The organism is Bordetella genomosp. 9 (assembly GCF_002261425.1).
In the GTDB taxonomy this organism is placed as follows: Bacteria; Pseudomonadota; Gammaproteobacteria; order Burkholderiales; family Burkholderiaceae_B; genus Bordetella_C.
The window spans coordinates 43,259-61,708 of record NZ_NEVJ01000002.1 but is presented as its reverse complement, the minus strand read 5'-3'; the positions used below and the strand labels follow the sequence as shown (position 1 = coordinate 61,708).

At 64.3% G+C, this 18,450-nt stretch carries 16 protein-coding genes and 1 tRNA gene; 3 read left to right on the top strand and 14 right to left on the bottom strand.

The genetic code is table 11. The annotated features are described in order from the left end of the window. Window positions 1-6: 6 nt before the first annotated feature. The 3 genes from CAL26_RS06230 to CAL26_RS06220 form a co-directional block, all read right to left on the bottom strand. Window positions 7-1,221: an L-dopachrome tautomerase-related protein gene (locus CAL26_RS06230; protein WP_094846090.1), complete on the bottom strand. Its 1,215-nt coding sequence runs from the start codon at window positions 1,219-1,221 to the stop codon at window positions 7-9. A 180-nt stretch (window positions 1,222-1,401) separates the two neighbouring features. After that, the gene (locus CAL26_RS06225) at window positions 1,402-2,373 is read right to left on the bottom strand and encodes a tripartite tricarboxylate transporter substrate-binding protein (RefSeq protein WP_094846089.1); all 972 of its coding nucleotides are present in this window, start codon (window positions 2,371-2,373) and stop codon (window positions 1,402-1,404) included. Between the two features lie 19 nt (window positions 2,374-2,392). Then, window positions 2,393-3,070 carry a DJ-1/PfpI family protein gene (locus tag CAL26_RS06220; RefSeq protein ID WP_094846088.1) on the bottom strand — a complete coding sequence of 226 codons (678 nt, stop codon included), beginning with the start codon at window positions 3,068-3,070 and terminating at the stop codon, window positions 2,393-2,395. Window positions 3,071-3,081: 11 nt separating this feature from the next. On the opposite strand from CAL26_RS06220, the gene CAL26_RS06215 reads away from it, so the two are divergent. Then, window positions 3,082-4,047, top strand: a complete 966-nt coding sequence (locus tag CAL26_RS06215; protein WP_306437090.1) for a GlxA family transcriptional regulator — start codon at window positions 3,082-3,084, stop codon at window positions 4,045-4,047. An 89-nt stretch (window positions 4,048-4,136) separates the two neighbouring features. Here the strand turns inward: CAL26_RS06215 and CAL26_RS06210 are convergent, their stop codons facing one another. The 3 genes from CAL26_RS06210 to CAL26_RS06200 form a co-directional block, all read right to left on the bottom strand. Continuing rightward, on the bottom strand, window positions 4,137-4,931 hold the full coding sequence (locus CAL26_RS06210) for an SDR family NAD(P)-dependent oxidoreductase (protein ID WP_094846087.1): 795 nt from the start codon (window positions 4,929-4,931) through the stop codon (window positions 4,137-4,139). Window positions 4,932-5,015: 84 nt separating this feature from the next. After that, window positions 5,016-5,693: a peroxiredoxin-like family protein gene (locus CAL26_RS06205; RefSeq protein WP_094846086.1), complete on the bottom strand. Its 678-nt coding sequence runs from the start codon at window positions 5,691-5,693 to the stop codon at window positions 5,016-5,018. 211 nt (window positions 5,694-5,904) lie between these two features. Further along, window positions 5,905-5,981: transfer RNA gene (locus CAL26_RS06200), tRNA-Pro, on the bottom strand. A gap of 163 nt (window positions 5,982-6,144) precedes the next feature. Between CAL26_RS06200 and CAL26_RS06195 the strand changes: the two genes are divergently transcribed. Beyond that, entirely contained in the window at window positions 6,145-6,870 is a 726-nt protein-coding gene (locus CAL26_RS06195; RefSeq protein ID WP_094846085.1) for a class II aldolase/adducin family protein, read from the top strand. Between the two features lie 46 nt (window positions 6,871-6,916). Here the strand turns inward: CAL26_RS06195 and CAL26_RS06190 are convergent, their stop codons facing one another. The 6 genes from CAL26_RS06190 to ppk1 all read right to left on the bottom strand — a co-directional run bounded on the left by CAL26_RS06190 (window position 6,917) and on the right by ppk1 (window position 14,349). Continuing rightward, the gene (locus CAL26_RS06190) at window positions 6,917-7,885 is read right to left on the bottom strand and encodes a helix-turn-helix domain-containing protein (protein WP_094846084.1); all 969 of its coding nucleotides are present in this window, start codon (window positions 7,883-7,885) and stop codon (window positions 6,917-6,919) included. A 262-nt stretch (window positions 7,886-8,147) separates the two neighbouring features. Then, the gene (gene pstB / locus CAL26_RS06185; RefSeq protein WP_086063761.1) at window positions 8,148-8,924 is read right to left on the bottom strand and encodes a phosphate ABC transporter ATP-binding protein PstB; all 777 of its coding nucleotides are present in this window, start codon (window positions 8,922-8,924) and stop codon (window positions 8,148-8,150) included. Window positions 8,925-8,977: 53 nt separating this feature from the next. Then, window positions 8,978-9,835, bottom strand: coding sequence for a phosphate ABC transporter permease PstA (pstA, locus tag CAL26_RS06180; RefSeq protein ID WP_094846083.1), 858 nt, complete (start codon window positions 9,833-9,835; stop codon window positions 8,978-8,980). A 17-nt stretch (window positions 9,836-9,852) separates the two neighbouring features. Next, window positions 9,853-10,869, bottom strand: coding sequence for a phosphate ABC transporter permease subunit PstC (gene pstC, locus CAL26_RS06175; RefSeq protein ID WP_094846082.1), 1,017 nt, complete (start codon window positions 10,867-10,869; stop codon window positions 9,853-9,855). 67 nt (window positions 10,870-10,936) lie between these two features. Next, window positions 10,937-11,971 (bottom strand): phosphate ABC transporter substrate-binding protein PstS, encoded by a 1,035-nt coding sequence (gene pstS, locus CAL26_RS06170; RefSeq protein WP_373454456.1) that lies wholly within the window; start codon window positions 11,969-11,971, stop codon window positions 10,937-10,939. A gap of 293 nt (window positions 11,972-12,264) precedes the next feature. Then, entirely contained in the window at window positions 12,265-14,349 is a 2,085-nt protein-coding gene (ppk1, locus tag CAL26_RS06165; RefSeq protein ID WP_094846080.1) for a polyphosphate kinase 1, read from the bottom strand. A 181-nt stretch (window positions 14,350-14,530) separates the two neighbouring features. Here ppk1 and ppx point away from each other — a divergent pair, with 181 nt between their 5' ends. Next, a complete protein-coding gene (gene ppx / locus CAL26_RS06160) occupies window positions 14,531-16,021 on the top strand; it encodes an exopolyphosphatase (protein WP_094846079.1) in 1,491 nt (496 codons plus the stop codon). Window positions 16,022-16,085: 64 nt separating this feature from the next. Here ppx and CAL26_RS06155 read toward each other — a convergent pair whose 3' ends face one another. Together CAL26_RS06155 and glmM are read right to left on the bottom strand one after the other, a co-directional pair. After that, window positions 16,086-16,940 carry a GNAT family N-acetyltransferase gene (locus CAL26_RS06155; protein WP_094846078.1) on the bottom strand — a complete coding sequence of 285 codons (855 nt, stop codon included), beginning with the start codon at window positions 16,938-16,940 and terminating at the stop codon, window positions 16,086-16,088. Between the two features lie 143 nt (window positions 16,941-17,083). After that, window positions 17,084-18,427 carry a phosphoglucosamine mutase gene (glmM, locus tag CAL26_RS06150; protein ID WP_094846077.1) on the bottom strand — a complete coding sequence of 448 codons (1,344 nt, stop codon included), beginning with the start codon at window positions 18,425-18,427 and terminating at the stop codon, window positions 17,084-17,086. Between the last annotated feature and the right edge of the window lie 23 nt (window positions 18,428-18,450).

Genomic DNA, 18,450 nt, shown 5'->3' with positions numbered 1-18,450 from the left:
ACCGCGTCAATGCGTCGGCGCCGGCGCGCTGTCGATGCGGATGCGGAACAGGCTGTAGGGCTTCTGCCGCAAGTCCTTGCCCGCGTGAAAACCGGGCTGCCGATGCAACTGGTTGACGGTGAAGTACAGGTAACCGTCGGGACCGATCGACATGGTGTCCGGCCACAGGATGCGCGGATCGTGCGCGATCGTTTCCCATTGGCCGCCGGGACGCAGTTTGCGTATCGAGTTGCGCTCGTAGTCGCCGGCATAGACCGCGCCGTTCGCGTCCGCTTCCAGGCCATCGGAAGCGCCCTTCTCGCCCAGGTCCTTGACGGCGGCGGCCACCTGCGCGTCGCTGGCATTCGGGTCGCGCAGGATATCGGTCGGCACCGAATACAGATGGCGGCTGGACAGGGGCGAGAAGTACAGCGTCTTGCCATCCGGCGACAGCGCGATGCCATCGGATGCCACCGTGAACGGCGACGTGGTGCCGTCCGGGTTGCGCCCGATCAGCGTTTCGCCTTCCACGACCGCCACGAAAGCGGGATCGGCGGAGGTCGACCGATCGCCGGTCAGGCGCCGCACCGCCGTGCCGCTATCCAGGTCGACGATGATAATGCCGCCCGTGCCGCTCAACGACGAATCCGTCACGTACGCCACGCCCGCCTTGCCGACCCGGAAGTCGAAGCGCACGTCATTGACGTAAGTCTGCGGCCGCATCACGTTCGGCGGGAAAATGATGGTCTTCACGATCTTGTTGGTGCCCAGGTCGACGGCCACCAGCTTGGCGCCGCCCGCCTCCGGCGGCCCGAACTTCGGCGCGGCCGTATCCAGCACCCAGAGATGATTGCGGCCGTCCGCCACCACGCTCTGCACGCTGATGAACTGGCTGCCCGGCGATCCCGCGTCGCCGCGATTCACGGCGGCATCCGGATAGGCAACCACCTTGCCGCCGCGCACCTCGCCCACGGTGAAGGGCACGTCATCGCCCCAGCGCGGGAAATTGACGAAGATGCGGCCCGTTTCCGTCACCGTCACGCCGGTCGGCATGGCATCGTGAAAGATCGCCACGGTTTCCAGCTTGCCGTAAGCCTTCTCACGCGCCTGGTGCTGGACCTGGATGGGCTTGATGGGAGCCGCCCCCGCGGGCATGCCCAATGCGGCTATCGAAGCGGGTGCCACCGCGGCCAGGGGAGCCGCGATCAAGGCTTTACGGATAAAGGGATGGAAGGCGGACATGATGATCTCCTTGCCTGGCGAGGCAGAAACTCGATGGGTAGGCCACAAGGCCGTGGCGTACGCACATATTGCGTCACCCCGCATTTCTGAAAAATCGCAGGAATCGATCAGCACTTTCCTTGAAAATCGAAAAATTGCAGCCCTCAGTACAGGCTGGTGCTCAGGTAAAGCGATCTCGGATCAATTGCCAGGCTCCTGGATCACGGAGCCCCACCTCTTGATTTCTGCCTGAAGGAAATCCCGGTGACCTTCCGGGGTGAGCCGTTCATCCTTGATGACCTTAAGACCCGCGTCCGCCTGTTCCTTTTGGAATTCAGGGTCCCGCACCACGTTCTGGAGTGCCTCTGAAATTTTCCGGACTACAGGATCGGGGGCCTTGGCCGGAGCGTAAAGTCCATACCAGACCGTCAATGGTGCAATGGGGATGCCGAAATCCCGCATCGTCGGCGTGGTTGCCAAGGCAGTGCCAATCAGCGGCTGCGAAACAGTAACGGCGATCGCCTCGACCTTTCCCGCCTGGATTTGAGGAATGGCATTGGCGGTCAAATCGCACATGAGATCGACCTGGCCGCTAAGCAGGTCGATCATCGCCGGCCCCGTTCCCCGATACGGAACCATGGTGATATGTTTTCTCAGCCCGGACTGCAATAGCGAACCGCACAGGAACGAGGCCGAGCCTGTTCCTGCGTTGGCCATGCTGACCTGGGCTTGACTCGCCAACCAACGCAGGAAGTCGTCCTTGTTGTCGGCGGGAATCCCAGGCCGGGCTATCAGGACCAGCGGAGACTCGACGAAAATGCCCAGAGGGGTAAAGTCTTCCAGCGGCTTGAAGTCCAGCTTGCGCTCGAGCGATGGTGCCGTCGCCATATGGATGTGATCGAGGAATAGCGTGTACCCATCCGGCGCGGCGTGCTTGGCGGTCACCGCGCCGATGTTGCCGCCCGCGCCACCCCGGTTGAGGACGACGATCGGCTGGTGAAGCTGGGGAACGAGCTTGGCGGCGAGCTGACGCGCAAGCCGGTCCATCGGGCCACCCGCGGCGTACGGCACGATCAGCGTGATCGGATGATCCGGAAAAGCCGCATGCGCGGCGCCTGACGCAAGGACAAAGAACGTAAGCGCTGCGGCGAGTCCTCTCTTCAACAATTTCATGATGCGCTCCGTCGTCGCTTTACGCGTCCAGCGCCCGCGCGGCCTGGGCGACGGCTTGTGCGCGAATAGCGTGACGCTTGCGGGTGGCATCCAGGCAGCGCTGGACGATATGGTCGGGAGACGTGCGCGGCGTGCCGCCGGCGAATGGCGGCTCCGGATCGTATTCGATCTGCAGTTGGATTTGCCGCGCGGCGTCGTCGCCGAGCAGGATGGCGACCACTTTGATGGCCATATCGATGCCGGAAGTCACACCGCCCGACGTGAAGATGTTGCCGTCCGCGCACATGCGGGATTCATCAGGAATGGCGCCGAATTCACTCAGGAACTCTCGTGCCTGCCAATGGCATGCGGCGCGCCGTCCACGAAGCAATCCGGCTGCGCCCAACAGAAGCGATCCGGTGCAAATGCCGAAGACGAACCTGGCCTGCGCGGCCTGGCGGGCAGTGAAATCCACCCAGCGGGGGTCTACCAAGGCGTCGTCAGTCCCCGGCCCACCGGGAACGACCAACAGGTCGCAGGGCTTGGCCGTATCGAACGTCGCGGTGGGTAGCAGGGTCAAGCCGCGGTCGGATCGGACCGGCTCCATCGATGGCGAGACCAGATCGATCTCGAAGCCTGGCGCACGAGCCAGAACCTCGTACGGACCCGTCAAATCGAGTTGAGTGACCGCGGAAAAGAGCAGAAAATTGACTTGCATACAGAATCCCCTTGAAAGTCTCCAAGGTAGAGGTCTTCGTGAATGAACATGCGCCAAAAGCAGAGGGAATTGCGCCACTTCACATTGGCTTTCTCGTTTTCCCCGGCTTTCAACCGATAGACCTGAGCGGTCCCTGGCAGGCCTTCACGACCGCCAACGATGAACTCGGATACCAGCGCTATCACCTGTCCAGCTTTGGCCCCGAAACTCCCGCGCAAAGCACTGACGGAGGCTTACGCCTGCTGGTCGACCACACCCTGGACGCGGCGATCGACTTTCGCTTGCACACGCTGATCGTCCCTGGCGGGGACGGTGTGCATCGCGCCGCTCAGGATCCTGCCATCCTGCAATGGCTGCGCGCGTGCGACCTGAGCACTGCTCGAACCTGCAGCGTCTGCACCGGTGCATTCCTACTCGCCTCAGCCGGCTTTCTGGACGGACGGCCCGTCACGACGCATTGGCGCAACGCCGACCGGCTTCGCCAGGCGTTTCCGCACCTGGACGTTGTCGATGAACGTATCTTTTGCGAAAGCGGAAAATACTGGACGACCGCCGGCGTCACTGCCGGTATCGATCTGGCGCTGACACTGATCGAACACGATTGCGGCATCGCGCTTGCCCAGCGCGTTGCCCGGCGCCTGGTGGTCTATTTGAGGCGAAGCGGCGACCAGCGGCAGTACAGCCAGACCCTGCGCGTGCAGGACCGTGCCAGCGCGCCATTCCGGGATCTGATCGGCAGCATGGAAAAGAGCCTGGCCGCGCCATGGACCGTGGATGACATGGCCGATCGGTGCAATATGTCACGCCGGACGTTTCAGCGCAGATTCAAGCAGCACTTCGGCGTGCCGCCCCAGGAGCTGCTCAAAACCTTGAGACAAGAGAATGCCAAGCTTCTCCTGGCAAGCGGCAAGTTGTCCAGGAAGGACCTTGCGCGGCAAGTGGGGTTGCCAGTCACCGAACTTGCCAAACTGATGTAGGGATCAAGAGGCCACGGCCCGCAACGAAAACCGATCGAGCCAACCTGGCTTTAATGCCCGTTATTCCCGCGCCCGCGCGATCCGCGCGTTCATAACGCGTTGTGGTCTCTCACTGCGTCCTCCAGCGCCGCCTTGCGGGAGAGGAACCTGGCATCGACCGCCGCAGGATCTTCACGGTTCAGTGCAATCATCTCGGCCCGGGCCTCGCCGCCCCGGATGACTTCGAAAGCATTCGATTCCATGCCAGCCACGATCGCTTGAGCAACAGCGGAGGCCGGCTCGCGCGAGAAACCCAATTCCGGACCGGCGCGGTTCGTTTTCATCATGGGCGTATCCGTTCCACCCGGATAGGCGGTCAGGACGTGTATACCTTCGCCCTTGAGTTCCCGTCTCAGCGACTCGCCAAAATGCGCCAGACCCGCTTTCACAGCGGCATAGGTCGCATAGAAGGGCGCGCCAACCAGGGCAATGCCCGATGAAACGTTCACGACCATCGCGTCGCCACTCGCCCGCAGCGCGGGCATGGCCAAGCGGACCAACAAGATAGGCGCCAGCAGGTCCACGGTGACCATGGCCTCGATGTCTGCTTCAGACATGTTTTCCAGTCGCCCAGCCCGGACACCGCCGGCATTGTTGATCAAGATGTCCAGGCCGCCCAGGCTGGCCATGGCCGCATCCAGCGTCTTCGCGCGCCCTTCCGGGGTCGCCACATCGGCACAAGTTCCCGCCGCGCCGGGAAGGCTGGCCAGTGCGTCGTTGAGTGTTTTCTCACGCCGACCGGTCATGAACACGGCAGCGCCGGCCGCGCCAAGCGCGTGCGCCAGTGCCAAACCGATCCCGCTCGAACCACCGGTCACCAAGACACGTTTGTTTTTCAGTTCCATGTTGGCTCTCTACTCAAGGATGCAGGCATTCAAGGCGAAGTGCGGCTCCCGCGGGGTCCGGCGTCGGATGAAAATGGAAGCGGATCACGGCTCGGGCGCCTGCTTGTTGGCCAGAATATGGAGAACGTCCAGGATGCGTTCCGGCGCCAATCTGCGTCGGTAGTCCACGTCGACAAACGCCAACGCAATCTCGCCGCTTTGCGCAACGACGTAGGTGGCAGGAACCGGTAACTCCCAGCTGTCGTCGCCATTGATGGGCGGCAAGGCCTTGCCGTTCGACTTCAAGGCGTCACGCAATTCTTGCGGCAGGGTGTAGACGAGTCCGAATTGCCTTGCAACTTCATTGCCAGGATCGCTCAGGACCTCGAAAGCCAAAGCATTGCGCTCCGCCGTCGAAATCGAACCGTCCGGCATCTGCGGCGAAATCGCCATGAGGCTTGCGCCAAGCGCTTCGAACTGGGGCAAGAAGGCCTGGTACGCCCGCAGCTGCAAGTTGCAGTAGGGACACCAGCCACCACGATAGAACGTGACGATGGCGGAACCTCGCGCCAGCGCGGAAGCCACGGAAACGGCGGATCCCCGGGCGTTCGACAGCGTGAAGTCCGGCACACGATCGCCAACCTTGAGCGCGGATTGGAACGCAAATTCCGACCGCAATTCATCTATCTTGGCCTGGTACAGAGCCGGCCGGCCGGAAGGAGCGGTGAGCGCAAAATGTGCTTGATATTCTCGGAGCTGCTGCTCGAGGTCTATCTCTGGCATCTGAATTTCTTCTAAATGACACGCAGGAACAGCGTGCCGCGCAGGTTTTATATCACTCGCTCCAATACTGCGCAACGCAGCGGTTGAGGGGCGATGAAAGGCATGAACCCCCTGTCGTCGTTCACCGAAGGAGGGCATCGCCATGACGGAGACCCAGCCCCGAAAACAACAAAGGGCTAGCCGAAGACATCAGCTAACCCTTTGATTTCAATGGTCGGGGCGGCGGGATTCGAACTCGCGACCCTCTGCTCCCAAAGCAGATGCGCTACCAGGCTGCGCTACGCCCCGACGGCCGTCCGGGATCCCGAACGGGCCTGCATTGTACCTGAGTCGACTGGCACCCTTTTCCGCGCCGCGCACATTGGAGCCCTCGTCCGAATCAACAAAGGGTTTGTTCCCAATACGGAATAAGTCCCAAATATGGTATTTTTTGCGGATAGGAGCAACGCCCATGACGACAGACCTGAAATCCCTGAAACGCGACCTGGCATTGGCGCATCGCCTGCTGGTGGACCAAGGCGCGATGGACGCGTTCGGCCACGTCAGCGTGCGGCATCCCGATCGCCCCGACCGTTTCCTGCTGCCCGTCGCCGGCGCGCCCAGCCGCGTGACCCCCGACGACATCATCGAATACGACATGAACGCGGAGCCGGTCGAGCCGACGCCGGCGGGGCTGTTTTCCGAGCGCATCATCCACAGCGCCATCTTCCGCGCCCGCCCGGACGTCGGCGCCGTCTGCCATCATCATTCGCCGGCCATCATGCCTTTCGCGCAGACGGGCGCGCCGCTGAAGCCGAGCTGCCAGACAGGCGCGGCCATGGGCGCGCAAGTGCCCTACTGGGATAGCCGGGACGAGTTCGGCGACACGCGCCTGCTGGTCGTCACGCAGGCCGAAGGCGACTCGCTGGCGCGCGCGTTGGGACCCTGGTGGACGGTGCTGATGCGGCGGCATGGCGCCACCGTGGCGGGACGCGACCTGCATGAATGCATCTTCCGCACGGTCCATGGCTGTGCCGATGCCGCCAGCCAGATACGCGCCGCGGCCTTGGGACCCGTGCAGGTGCTCAGCGAACAGGAACAGAACCTGGCGGGCACGCTGCGGCCCGACCCCATCATGCGCTGCTGGTCGCACTGGACGGCGGTGATGTCGCCCAGCCTGGCGCTGCCCGAGGCGTAGCGCCAGGGTCCGAGCCAGGCGCGGCCGCCCGACCGCCGCGTCGCGCCTACTCGGACGTCGCCGCCGCCTTGCCGCGCCGCGCGCCTTTCGACGCACCGCCCGCGGCGCCCTCTTTCGACCCCCCGCCCTGGAGGGCCGGGTCCGCGTCCAACAGGGCACGCAGATAATCCACCGCAGCGCTCCCCTTCAGCGCGGTCTTCCAGGCGTCCTTGACGATCTGGTCATGCAGCTTCAAGGCCTCGGGCGCCGACGTCAGCATGGCCACCCCCACCCGGATATTGGGCTGCGCGCCCAGGCGGAAAGGACTGATGGTGAGCGTGCTGCGCTCCGCCTGGCGGAATATCTGGAATCCGTTCAGCGGCAGGGTATCCGTGACGATCCCGACCTGCACGCCCAGGTTGTCGGCCTCGATCAATCCGGCCAGGTGTTCGATCTCCGCGCGAGTGGCCGCGTGGCGTTCCTGCAGGGTCTTCTCGGGCAGGTCGCCACGCCCCAGCAGTCCGCCGTTCAGGAAACGCTTGATCTGCTCGGCCGAGATCAGGTTGACGATGCTGGGACGCCGGCGCATATAGGTGCGCTTGCGCTCGCGCAGGATCTCCATGATCAGGTCGATGTCCGCCAGCGTACGCTTGCGGCGCGGCGCGTCTTCCGGGACGCTTTCGCGCAGCACCTGTTCCAGGTTGCCGTTGAACTCGTCGGACGCCAGCAGGAAGGACACGGGCCCCGCCAGCACGATGATCTGGTCGGCGCTTTCTTCCAGCTGCCGCGTGCGCTCGAAATAGCTGACCGCCGATGCCATGTACTCGATGCCCACACCCAGCAGCGTCGGCATGGAGACATCCAGCAGGTCGGACAGGCGCTCCAGCGTGTCCACCTTGGCGATCTCGCCCTTCTCCACGCGGTACAGCGCGGTGCGCGAGATCCCGATCTTCTGGGCGACCTCGTCGGCGCTCAGGCCCGACGCCATGCGGAAGGCCTTTACCCGTTTTCCTATATCTTCATAGCGCCAGCGCATTCAATGACTCCTGTCTCCCAGCGGCCGCGCGATTCCAGGCCGGCCCGGCGCGGACGGACGCTGCCGCCCCGCGGTGTGCGGATTGTATAGCGGCGGACCAATTCTGGTACGGTGGGGCAGCGCGAGCGGCAAAACCGCCCGGCGTGCACCGCAGCGGCCCGCGCGCCAAGATCGTGGGCGCGTTTCGCACGCTCGCGTCCCGATGTCCGCCTGAAACGCAAAGGGCCGCGAACGCGGCCCTTTGCACTGCGGATGCGAAGACTCAGCCGAAGCGGCCCGTGATGTAGTCTTCCGTTTCCTTGCGGCGCGGCTTGACGAAGATCTGGTCGGTGTCGCCGAACTCCATCAATTCGCCCAGGTACATGTAGGCGGTGTAGTCGGAGCAGCGGGCCGCCTGCTGCATGTTGTGGGTGACGATGACCACCGTGTACTCGTTCTTGAGTTCGGCGATCAGTTCCTCGATTTTGGCGGTGGAAATCGGATCCAGCGCCGAGCACGGCTCGTCCAGCAGCAGGACTTCCGGCTTGATCGCCACGCCGCGCGCGATGCACAGGCGCTGCTGCTGGCCGCCCGACAGGCTGTTGCCGCTTTGATGGATCTTGTCCTTGACCTCGTTCCACAGCGCGGCCTTGGTCAGCGCCCATTCCACGCGCTCATCCATTTCGCCCTTGCTCAGGCGCTCGAACAGGCGCACGCCGAAGGCAATGTTGTCGTAGATGCTCATGGGGAACGGCGTCGGCTTCTGGAACACCATGCCGACCTTGGCGCGGATCAGCGAAATGTCCGTCTTGGTGGTCAGCAGGTTTTCGCCGTCCAGCAGGATTTCGCCTTCCGCGCGCTGGCCGGGATACAGCTCGAACATGCGGTTGAACGTGCGCAGCAGCGTCGACTTGCCGCAACCGGACGGGCCGATGAAGGCGGTGACCTTCTTTTCCCGGATCGACATGTTCACGTTGCGGATCGCGTGGAACTTGCCGTAGTAGAAGTTCAGGTTCTTGACCTCGAGTTTCGAGGTGGTGGATTGTGCGGTGTTTTCCATATCGTTTCCCAAGGCCGCGCCAGCGGCGCGAGCGGCGGATCAGGTCGGTCGGGTCAGGACTTGCGGAACATGTTGCGGGCGACGATGTTGATCGCCAGGACGACCAGCGTGATCAAACCGGCGCCGGCCCAGGCCAGGTTGTTCCATTCCTTGAACGGGCTGGCCGCGAACTGGTAGATCACTACCGGCAGGTTGGCCATGGGGGCGTTCATGTTCAGGGACATGAACTGGTTGGAAAGCGCGGTGAACAGCAGCGGCGCGGTTTCGCCGGAGATGCGGGCGATGGCCAGCAGCACGCCGGTCATGATGCCCGACCGGGCGGCGCGATAGCACACCATGGTGATCATGCGCCACTTGGGGCAACCCAGCGCCGCGGTGGCTTCGCGCAGGCCGTTCGGCACCAGCAGCAGCATGTTGTCGGTCGTGCGGACCACCACCGGCACCACCAGGATGGCCAGCGCCAGCGAGCCCGCCCAGCCCGAGTAGTGGCCCACCTGGGCGACGTACACGGCATAGATGAACAGGCCGATGATGATGGACGGCGCCGACAGCAGCACGTCGTTCAGGAAGCGCGTGGCGGGCGCCAGCCAGCCGCTGCGGCCGTATTCAGCCAGGTAGGTGCCGGCCAGGATGCCCACCGGCGTGCCGATCAAGGTGCCCACGCCGACCATCAGCAGGCTGCCGGTGATGGCGTTGATCAGTCCGCCCGCCTGTCCCGGCGGCGGCGTGATTTCGGTGAACAGCGCAAACGAGATCGCGGCGCCGCCCTTCACCAGCAGCGTGACGATGATCCAGAACAGCCAGAACAGGCCGAATACCAGCGCCGCCATCGACAGGGTCAGCATGACCTTATTGACGACACTGCGGCGCCGGTAGATGGCGTTCTGCATATTGATGACGGATACGGCCATGACGATTCCCGGACGCTTCAGTTTTTCTTGCCTTCCTGCAGCGACAGCCGAACCAGCAGCAGCTTCGACAGCGCGAGGACGATGGTAGTGATGATGAACAGCACCAGGCCCAGTTCCAGCAGCGCGGACTTCTGTATGCCGCCCGCTTCGTTGAACTCGTTGGCCAGCGCGGAAGCGATGGAGTTGCCGGGCGAGAACAGCGAACTGTTCAACGAGAACGAATTCCCGATGACGAAGGTCACCGCCATGGTTTCGCCCAGCGCACGGCCCAGCCCCAGCATCACGCCGCCGATGACGCCGGACTTGGTGAAGGGCAGGACCACCTTCCACATGACTTCCCAGGTGGTGCTGCCCAGGCCGTAGGCGGATTCCTTCAGCATCGGCGGCACCAGCTCGAACACGTCGCGCATCACGGCCGTGATGAAGGGGATGATCATGATGGACAGGATCAGCCCGGCGGTGAAGATGCCGATGCCGAACGGCGGGCCGGCGAACCAGCCGCCGATCAGCGGGATGCTGCCCAGCACGTCGATCAGGGTCGGCTGCACGTACTGCTGGAACACCGGCACGAAGACGAACAGGCCCCACATGCCGTAGATGATGGACGGAATCGCCGCCAGCATTTCGATGGCGGTGCCCAGGGGACGGCGCAGCCAGGTGGGCGACAGTTCGGTCAGGAAGATGGCGATGCCGAACGAGACCGGCACGGCGATCAGCAGCGCGATGATGGACGTCGCCAGCGTGCCGTAGATGGGCACCACGGCGCCGAAGTTGCGCTTGACCGGATCCCAGTCATTGGTGAAGAGAAACGACAGCCCATATTGGGACAGGGTCTCGCGGCTGCCGTAGATCAACGAAACCAGTACCGCCGCCAGCAGGCTGAATACCAGAAAGGCGAACAGACGCGTCAGGTTCCTGAACAGCGCATCCATCAGCGCGTTGTTGTTTTGCTTCATTGGGGAGGGTGTGCCGTGAAGTGCGGAGACTTCCGCATCGTGCGGAATCGGCACATTATTATCCACTACCGCGCTCATGGATGGGCTTTCCTTGGGGGGGACAAAGGCCCGGGCGACCGTGCCCGGGCCTTTCGGGGAACCGCTATTACTTCCAGACAGCCTTGCCGTCGGCAGCCTTGATCTGGCTCCAGGACGCGCGGATCTGCGTCGTCACGGCGTCAGGCAGGGGCACGTAGTCCAGCGCGGCGGCGGACTGCTGGCCGTTCTTGAAGGCCCAGTCGAAGAACTTCAACACGGCCTCGCCCTGGGCGGGCTTGTCCTGGACCTTGTGCACCAGGATGAAGGTGGCCGACGTCACGGGCCAGGACTTTTCGCCCGGCTCGTTGGTCAGAACCACGCCCATGCCGGGCGCGCTCTTCCAGTCGGCGTTGGCGGCGGCGGCGGCGAAGGCGGACTGTTCCGGCTGCACGAACTTGCCGGCTTCGTTCTTCAGCTGCGTCCAGGCCAGCTTGTTCTGCTTGGCGTAGGCGTATTCGACGTAGCCGATCGAGTTCTTCAGCTGGCCGACGTAGGCGGACACGCCTTCGTTGCCCTTGCCGCCCTGGCCCACGGGCCACTTGACGGCCTTGCCTTCACCGACTTGCGACTTCCAGTCGGCCGACACCTTGGACAGGTAGTTGGTCCAGCCGAAGGTCGTGCCCGAGCCGTCCGAACGGTGCACCACGATGATGTCGGCCGACGGCAGCTTGACGTCGGGGTTCATCGCCGTGATCTGGGCGTCGTTCCACTTCTTGATCTTGCCCTGGAAGATGTCGGCCAGCACCGGGCCGGACAGCTTCAGTTGGCCAGCCTGGACGCCGTCGATGTTCACCACGGCGACGGTGCCGCCGATCACGGCCGGGAATTGCAGCAGGCCGTTCTTGTCCAGATCCGCGCCGCCCATCGGATCATCCGACGCGCCGAAGTCCACGGTCTTGGCGATGATCTGCTGCTGGCCGCCGCCCGAGCCGATGGATTGATAGTTCACCGCGGTGCCCGTGGCCGCCTTGTAGTCCGACGCCCACTTGGCGTAGACGGGGTACGGGAAGGAGGCGCCAGCACCGGTGATGTCCGCGGCCTGCACGGCGAAAACCGCAGCGCTCAGGGCGACGCCCAGGGAGATCTGCTTGAACACACGCATTGGGATTTCCTTATCGTCGGGGGTAAATGACCGTGGGTCGGGTGAGCACTACTGTGAGTCCTGCCGTCCCAATGTCGTCATGCCCGGCATCTTAAGCACCGAAAATGACAAGCTAGTGACAGTCATATTAGGTCCACCCCCGAAGCGCTGCGCGCTTCCCCCTCAAGGGGGCGACGCCAGAGGACCGGCGGAGGGCTGGCCGCCCGCCCGGATCCTCGGCGTCTGCGATCGGGTGGCACCTGTGTAGTGTTGAGGGTGCTTCTGTGGCGAATTAAACCCGGGTCAATTTGGGGTTATGCGGCGCCGCCGCCAAGCTTGCCCATCAGGTACTCGTGCAGGTTGAAGGCCGCCGCGCGGCTCCGCACGCGGACGTAGTCGCCGTCGGGTTGCTGCTGCCAGGCCAGCTGGTTGTCGCGCAAGGCGTAGGTGAACGCTTCATCTATGACCCTTTTTTTCAGGGCCTTGTCCTGGACGGGGAAGGCGATCTCCACGCGCCTGAAGAAATTGCGGTCCATCCAGTCGGCGGACGACAGGTACACCGTTTCCTTGCCGTCGGCATGGAAATAGAACACCCGGGAGTGTTCCAGGAAGCGCCCGACGATGGATCGCACCCGGATGTTCTCCGACAAGCCGCGAACGCCCCCGCGCAAGGCGCAGACGCCGCGCACGATCAGGTCGATCTTGACGCCGGCCTGGCTGGCCTCGTACAGCTCCTCGATGACCCCGGTTTCCAGCAGCGAGTTCATCTTGGCCATGATGCGGGCCTTGCGGCCTTCGCGCGCCGCCCGCGCCTCGGCGCGGATCAGCGCCACCATGCTTTCGTGCAGGGTGAACGGCGACTGCAGCAGGGACTTCAAGGGGCGGCGCGCGCCCAGCCCCGTCAACTGCGAAAACACCTTGTCCATGTCCTCGCAGATGGCCGGATCGGCCGTCAGCAGGCCGAAGTCCGTATACAGCCTTGCGGTGCGGGGGTGGTAATTGCCGGTGCCCAGGTGGGCGTAGCGGCGCAGCCGCCCCTGCTCGCGCCGCAGGACGACGGCCATCTTGGCGTGGGTCTTGTGGCCCACCACCCCGTACACCACGTGGGCGCCGACTTCTTCCAGCCGCGCCGCCCAGTTGATATTGGTCTGCTCGTCGAAGCGCGCCATCAGCTCGACGACCACCGTCACCTCCTTGCCGGCGCGCGCCGCCGCCAGCAGGATCTGCATCAGCTCGGAGTCCTCGCCGGTGCGGTAGATGGTCTGCTTGATCGCCATTACGTCCGGATCCAGCGCCGCGGCGGTCAGGAAATCGATCACCGGCTGGAAGGACTGATAGGGATGGTGCAGCAGCCGGTCGCCCGCGGCGATGGCGGCGAACAGGGTGCCGGGATCGACGGCCGTCTGGTTGAAGGGCGCCGGCACGGGCGCCCGGTATTCGGGAAACAGCAGGCCCGGCCGATCGGGGACATTGCAGAGCTGCATCAGGCGCGACAGATTCACCGGCCCGTTCACACGGTAGGTGTCGGTGGCCGACAGCGAGAATTCACGCTGCAGGAAGGTTTCCAGCTCCGGCGGCGTCAGCTTGTCGATTTCCAGGCGCACGGCCGAACCGAAGTTGCGCTGCGACAGCTCGCCCTGCAGCGCCTGCCGCAGATTGGTGACTTCTTCCTCGTCGACGAACAGGTCGCTGTTGCGCGTCACGCGCCATTGATAGCACCCCTGCATCTCCAGCCCGGGGAACAGCTCCCCCACGAAGGCCCGCATCAGCGACGTCAGCAGCACGTAGCCGTTCGGCTGGCCGGACAGCGCTTCCGGCATGGCGATCAGGCGCGGCAGCGCCCGCGGCGCCTGCACGATGGCGATGGAGGCCTTGCGTCCGAAGGCATCGACGCCGCGCAAGGCCACGATGAAGTTCAGGCTCTTGTTGTACACGCGCGGGAACGGGTGCGCGGGATCCAGCCCGATCGGGGTCAGCAGCGGCATGACGTCGCGATGGAAGATTTCGCGCGCCCAGGCCTGCTGCGCCTCGTTCCATTCGGATGCATGATGCAGCGCAATACCCTGCTCGTGCAGCCGGGGCAGTATGTCGTCGTTCAGCAGGTCGTACTGGCGATCCACCAGGATGTGCGCGGCGGCCTGCACCTGTGCATAGGCTTCGCCGGGGGTCAGGCCGTCCGCGCCCACCAGGTTGGGCGTTTGCCTCTGCTGTTCCTTGAGACTGGAAATACGGATTTCAAAGAATTCGTCCAGATTCGAGCTGACGATGCACACATAGCGCAGCCGTTCCAGCAGGGGCGTCGCCGGGTTTTCCGCCATGGCCAGGACGCGCTCGTTGAACTTGAGCAGCGACAGTTCCCGGTTCAAGAACAAGGGAGGAGAAGCCACGTTCGATGTCATTCGGAGTCCGTATCTTTAATTTTTGATTTCAGCGGGCGGTTTTACGTCAGTTTTATGACCATTCCATGACAAGTTGGTATCCAACCCTGCAAGGCTACGCCGAATTTCCGCCCCAAGCGACCATGCGTCAAGTCGCAGCTCTCTATAATGGCGCGTCCCCCGCTTTCTTGCTTTCTGCCGCATGGATCATCTACTGGCCGCCGTCGACCTGGGTTCAAACAGCTTCCGCCTCTCCATAGGACGCGTCGTCCAGCAGGAAGGCGCGGCACAGATCTACCAGATCGACCGGCTGAAGGAAACGGTGCGGCTGGCCGCCGGCCTGGATGCCGACAAACGCCTGTCGCGCGATGCCGTGGAGCGCGCCATCGAAGTGCTGGAGCGCTTTGGCGAAAGACTGCGCAGCTTCCATCCCAGCCGGGTGCGGGCGGTCGCCACCAACACCTTCCGCGTGGCCCGCAATACGGGGGAATTCCTGCCCCGCGCCGAAGCGGCACTGGGTTTTCCCATCGAAGTCATCGCCGGCCGGGAAGAAGCGCGCCTGATTTTCTCCGGCGTGGTCCACACCCTGCCCCCCTCGCCCAACAAGCGCCTGGTGATCGACATCGGCGGCGGATCCACCGAAGTCATCATCGGCAAGGCCTACGAACCCGGCCTGATGTCCTCGCTGTACATGGGCTGCGTGAGCTACAGCCGCCAGTTCTTCCGCGACGGCGTCGTCGATGCCCATCAGATGAAATTGGCCGAACTGGCCGCCCGCCGCGAAGCCGAAGTCATCGCCAAGCAGTACCGCAAGATGGGCTGGAAAGAAGCCTACGGCTCCTCCGGCACGGCCAAGGCCTTGTACGCCATCCTGACCGAATGCGGCTTCTCCGACCGGGGCATCACGCGTGCCGGGCTGAACAAGCTCAAGGACCGCATCGTCCGTTCTGGCCGCGTCATCCCGTCGGAACTGCCTGGCATCAAGGTCGAACGCGCCGACGTGCTGCCCGGCGGGCTCGCCATCATGAGCGCCCTGTTCGACGAACTGAACATCGACGTCATGCACACCGGCGATGGCGCCCTGCGCCTGGGGGTGCTGTACGACCTGCTGGGCCGCGACGACCAGCACGACAAGCGCGACGAATCGGTGCGGCAGTTCATGAAGCGCTACCACATCGACGTCAACCAGGCCGCGCGCGTCCGCCGCGCCGCGCTGACCCTGTTCCAGGAAGCCGGCATTCAAGACAGCTCCGAACGCCGCGAACTGGCGCACGCCCTGGGCTGGGCCGCCGACCTGCACGAGATCGGCCTGTCGATCGCGCACAACGACTATCACAAGCATTCCGCCTATGTGCTGGGCAACGCCGACATGCCCGGCTTTTCGCGCGACGACCAGCGCCTGCTGGCCCTGCTGGCGCTGGGGCATCATGGCAAGCTCGCCAAGCTGGAACCGCTGGTGCGCAACCGGGAAGAATGGCTGACCATCCTGTGCCTGCGGCTGGCGGTGCTGCTGTTCCGCCGGCGCGAAGACCTGGACACCCTGCCGCTGACCATTTCGGTGCGCGGCGACTCGATCGTGATACGGGTGCGGCAAGAATGGCTGGCGGATCACCCGCTCAGCGACTTCACCTTGCGCGCCGAAGAATCGGAATGGCGCAAGGTGGGATTTTCCTTCGAATTGCTGGAGTTCTGACCCGGGTTCCGGCCCGGGTTCCGACCCAGGTTCCGTCCCACATCAGGCCGGCATCAGGCCCGGATCATGCCGCCTTGCGTACCGGGCGGCCGGTGGCTTGCGCCGGCGCGGCGACTTCCGTTTCCTCCGCCAGCGACGGCAGGCCGAAGTGGCGGCGATACCGTTCGTCCATGCGCTTCATTTCCAGCAGCACCGGAAAGTCCGCCGCATTGAAGTCAGGATCCCAGGCGGGTTCGCCGCAGATCCTGGCGCCCAGCTTCAGGTAACCCTTGATCAGCGGCGGCACGCGGGCCGGCAGCGTGGTGCTGTTGAGCTTTTCCAGCGGATAGCGGTGCAGCGGCCGCACGCGAGGCAGCGTGATGTCGCCCAGATGGCCGGATACCGCGCGCCAGACCTCCGCCGCGGTGACGCCGTCATCGCGCAGGCTGACGCTGGCGCAGCCCAGCAGATAGTCGTAGCCGCCGCGCCGCATGACTTCGGCGACGCCCGACCACAGCAGCATGATCACCGCGCCGTTGCGGTAGTCGGGATGCGTGCACGAGCGGCCGGCTTCGACGAGCCGTTCGCGCACCGGGCCCAGGCCCGACAGGTCGAATTCCGACTCGGAGTAATAGCCGCCGGCCGCGCGGGCGTTTTCCGGCGTCAGCAGGCGATAGGTGCCGACGACACGGCCGGTGTGCAGCTCGCGCACCATGACGTGCTCGCACCAGGCGTCGAAGCGATCCTGGTCTATGCCGTCGTGGGCGTCGGGGAACACGGCGCCCATGTCTTCCGTGAACACACGGAAGCGCAGGCGCTGGATTTCCTCGATCTCGTCCGCGGTTCGCGCCAGGCCGACAACGAGGCCGCCTTCGGCGGGATTGGTCCACGTATCCGGCGTGGTGGTGCGATCGGGGTCGATGCGGACTAGTTCAAGCATTCGGCCAACTCCTAGGTGTCCGAGTAGTGTGGGCGTCATGTATGTCAGGTATTTGACCGACATGTTACGTGACTGTGAACCATCGTGCGTCGGAGTCTGGCCGTAAATTGCGGGTTTTTACCGCAAGGAAAAAGGTGACAAGGCTAAGCTGACGACAGGCTGGCAGCCAGGCTCTGGGCGCATGACATGGCGAGCGATGGCTCTTCCGCTTCGACCATCAGGCGCAATTTGGGTTCGGTGCCGGACGCACGGATCAGCACGCGGCCGCGTCCGGATAGTTGCGCTTCGCACTCGCGCTGCGCCGCCTGCAGTCCCGGATGCGACTTCCAGTCCTGGCCGGGCGTCAAAGGAACGTTGATCATCTGCTGGGGGTACATGCGAAGATCGCCGATCCAGTCCGCCAGCGTGCTGTCGTTACGGCGCAACGCGGTCAGGACCTGCAGGGCGGCGATGATGCCGTCGCCCGTGGTGTGGCAATCCAGGCAGATCAGGTGACCGGAGCTTTCGCCGCCGTACAGCCAGCCACGCGCCTGCATCTGCTCCAGGACGTAGCGGTCGCCCACGTCGGCGCGATGGAATCCGACGCCCACCTGTTCCAGGCGGCGTTCCAGCCCGTAGTTGGTCATCAGCGTGCCGACGGCGCCGGCCACGGCGCCACGCTGCATGCGTTCCTTGATGATGGCGTAGAGCAATTCGTCGCCGTTGTAGATGCGGCCGCTGGCGTCGACCATCTGCAGGCGATCCGCGTCGCCGTCCAGCGCGATGCCCAGGTGCGCGCCGCGCGAGCGCACTTCCGCCGCCAGGGCTTCGGGGTACAGGGCGCCGACGCCCTTGTTGATATTGAAGCCGTCCGGCTGGACACCGACCGCGTGCACGTCGGCACCCAGTTCCCGGAACACGTGGGGAGCGATGTGATACGCGGCGCCATGCGCCGCGTCCACCACCAGGCTCAAGCCGTTCAGGTCCAGGTCGTTGGGGAAGGTGCTTTTGCAGAACTCGATGTAGCGTCCGGCGGCGTCATCCAGCCGGCGCGCGCGCCCCAGCGCTTCCGAACTGACGCAACCCAGCGGTTCGTCCAGGGCGGCCTCGATGGCGGCTTCCGTGTCGTCGGGCAGCTTCATGCCGCGGCCCGAAAAGAACTTGATGCCGTTGTCGTGATAAGGATTGTGCGACGCGCTGATGACGATGCCTGCGGTCTGCCGCAACACGCGCGTGAGGTAGGCAATGGCGGGCGTGGGCAGCGGACCCGCCAGCAGCACGTCGATGCCCGCCGCGGAAAAACCGGCCTCCAGGGCCGATTCCAGCATATAGCCGGAGATCCGGGTGTCCTTGCCGATCAATACCTTGGGACGGCTGCCGGCGCGCGTGTCGCGGGCCAGCACCTTGCCTGCCGCATACCCCAGCCGCAAGGCGAACTCCGCATTGATGACGGGACCGCCGACCTCGCCCCGCACGCCATCCGTGCCGAAGTATTTACGTGTACTCATGTGTGTGCGTCCTATGGCGAAGC

What these genes read in the sequence shown, in the direction of transcription:
- CAL26_RS06155 (WP_094846078.1), bottom strand. Translation starts at nt 16,940, where the DNA reads ATGCTTGAACTAGTCCGCATCGACCCCGATCGCACCACCACGCCGGAT.
- CAL26_RS06205 (WP_094846086.1), bottom strand. Translation starts at nt 5,693, where the DNA reads ATGCCAGAGATAGACCTCGAGCAGCAGCTCCGAGAATATCAAGCACAT.
- pstB (WP_086063761.1), bottom strand. Translation starts at nt 8,924, where the DNA reads ATGGAAAACACCGCACAATCCACCACCTCGAAACTCGAGGTCAAGAAC.
- CAL26_RS06220 (WP_094846088.1), bottom strand. Translation starts at nt 3,070, where the DNA reads ATGCAAGTCAATTTTCTGCTCTTTTCCGCGGTCACTCAACTCGATTTG.
- CAL26_RS06230 (WP_094846090.1), bottom strand. Translation starts at nt 1,221, where the DNA reads ATGTCCGCCTTCCATCCCTTTATCCGTAAAGCCTTGATCGCGGCTCCC.
- pstC (WP_094846082.1), bottom strand. Translation starts at nt 10,869, where the DNA reads ATGAGCGCGGTAGTGGATAATAATGTGCCGATTCCGCACGATGCGGAA.
- ppk1 (WP_094846080.1), bottom strand. Translation starts at nt 14,349, where the DNA reads ATGACATCGAACGTGGCTTCTCCTCCCTTGTTCTTGAACCGGGAACTG.
- CAL26_RS06195 (WP_094846085.1), top strand. Translation starts at nt 6,145, where the DNA reads ATGACGACAGACCTGAAATCCCTGAAACGCGACCTGGCATTGGCGCAT.
- CAL26_RS06210 (WP_094846087.1), bottom strand. Translation starts at nt 4,931, where the DNA reads ATGGAACTGAAAAACAAACGTGTCTTGGTGACCGGTGGTTCGAGCGGG.
- CAL26_RS06225 (WP_094846089.1), bottom strand. Translation starts at nt 2,373, where the DNA reads ATGAAATTGTTGAAGAGAGGACTCGCCGCAGCGCTTACGTTCTTTGTC.
- glmM (WP_094846077.1), bottom strand. Translation starts at nt 18,427, where the DNA reads ATGAGTACACGTAAATACTTCGGCACGGATGGCGTGCGGGGCGAGGTC.
- CAL26_RS06190 (WP_094846084.1), bottom strand. Translation starts at nt 7,885, where the DNA reads ATGCGCTGGCGCTATGAAGATATAGGAAAACGGGTAAAGGCCTTCCGC.
- pstA (WP_094846083.1), bottom strand. Translation starts at nt 9,835, where the DNA reads ATGGCCGTATCCGTCATCAATATGCAGAACGCCATCTACCGGCGCCGC.
- ppx (WP_094846079.1), top strand. Translation starts at nt 14,531, where the DNA reads ATGGATCATCTACTGGCCGCCGTCGACCTGGGTTCAAACAGCTTCCGC.
- pstS (WP_373454456.1), bottom strand. Translation starts at nt 11,971, where the DNA reads ATGCGTGTGTTCAAGCAGATCTCCCTGGGCGTCGCCCTGAGCGCTGCG.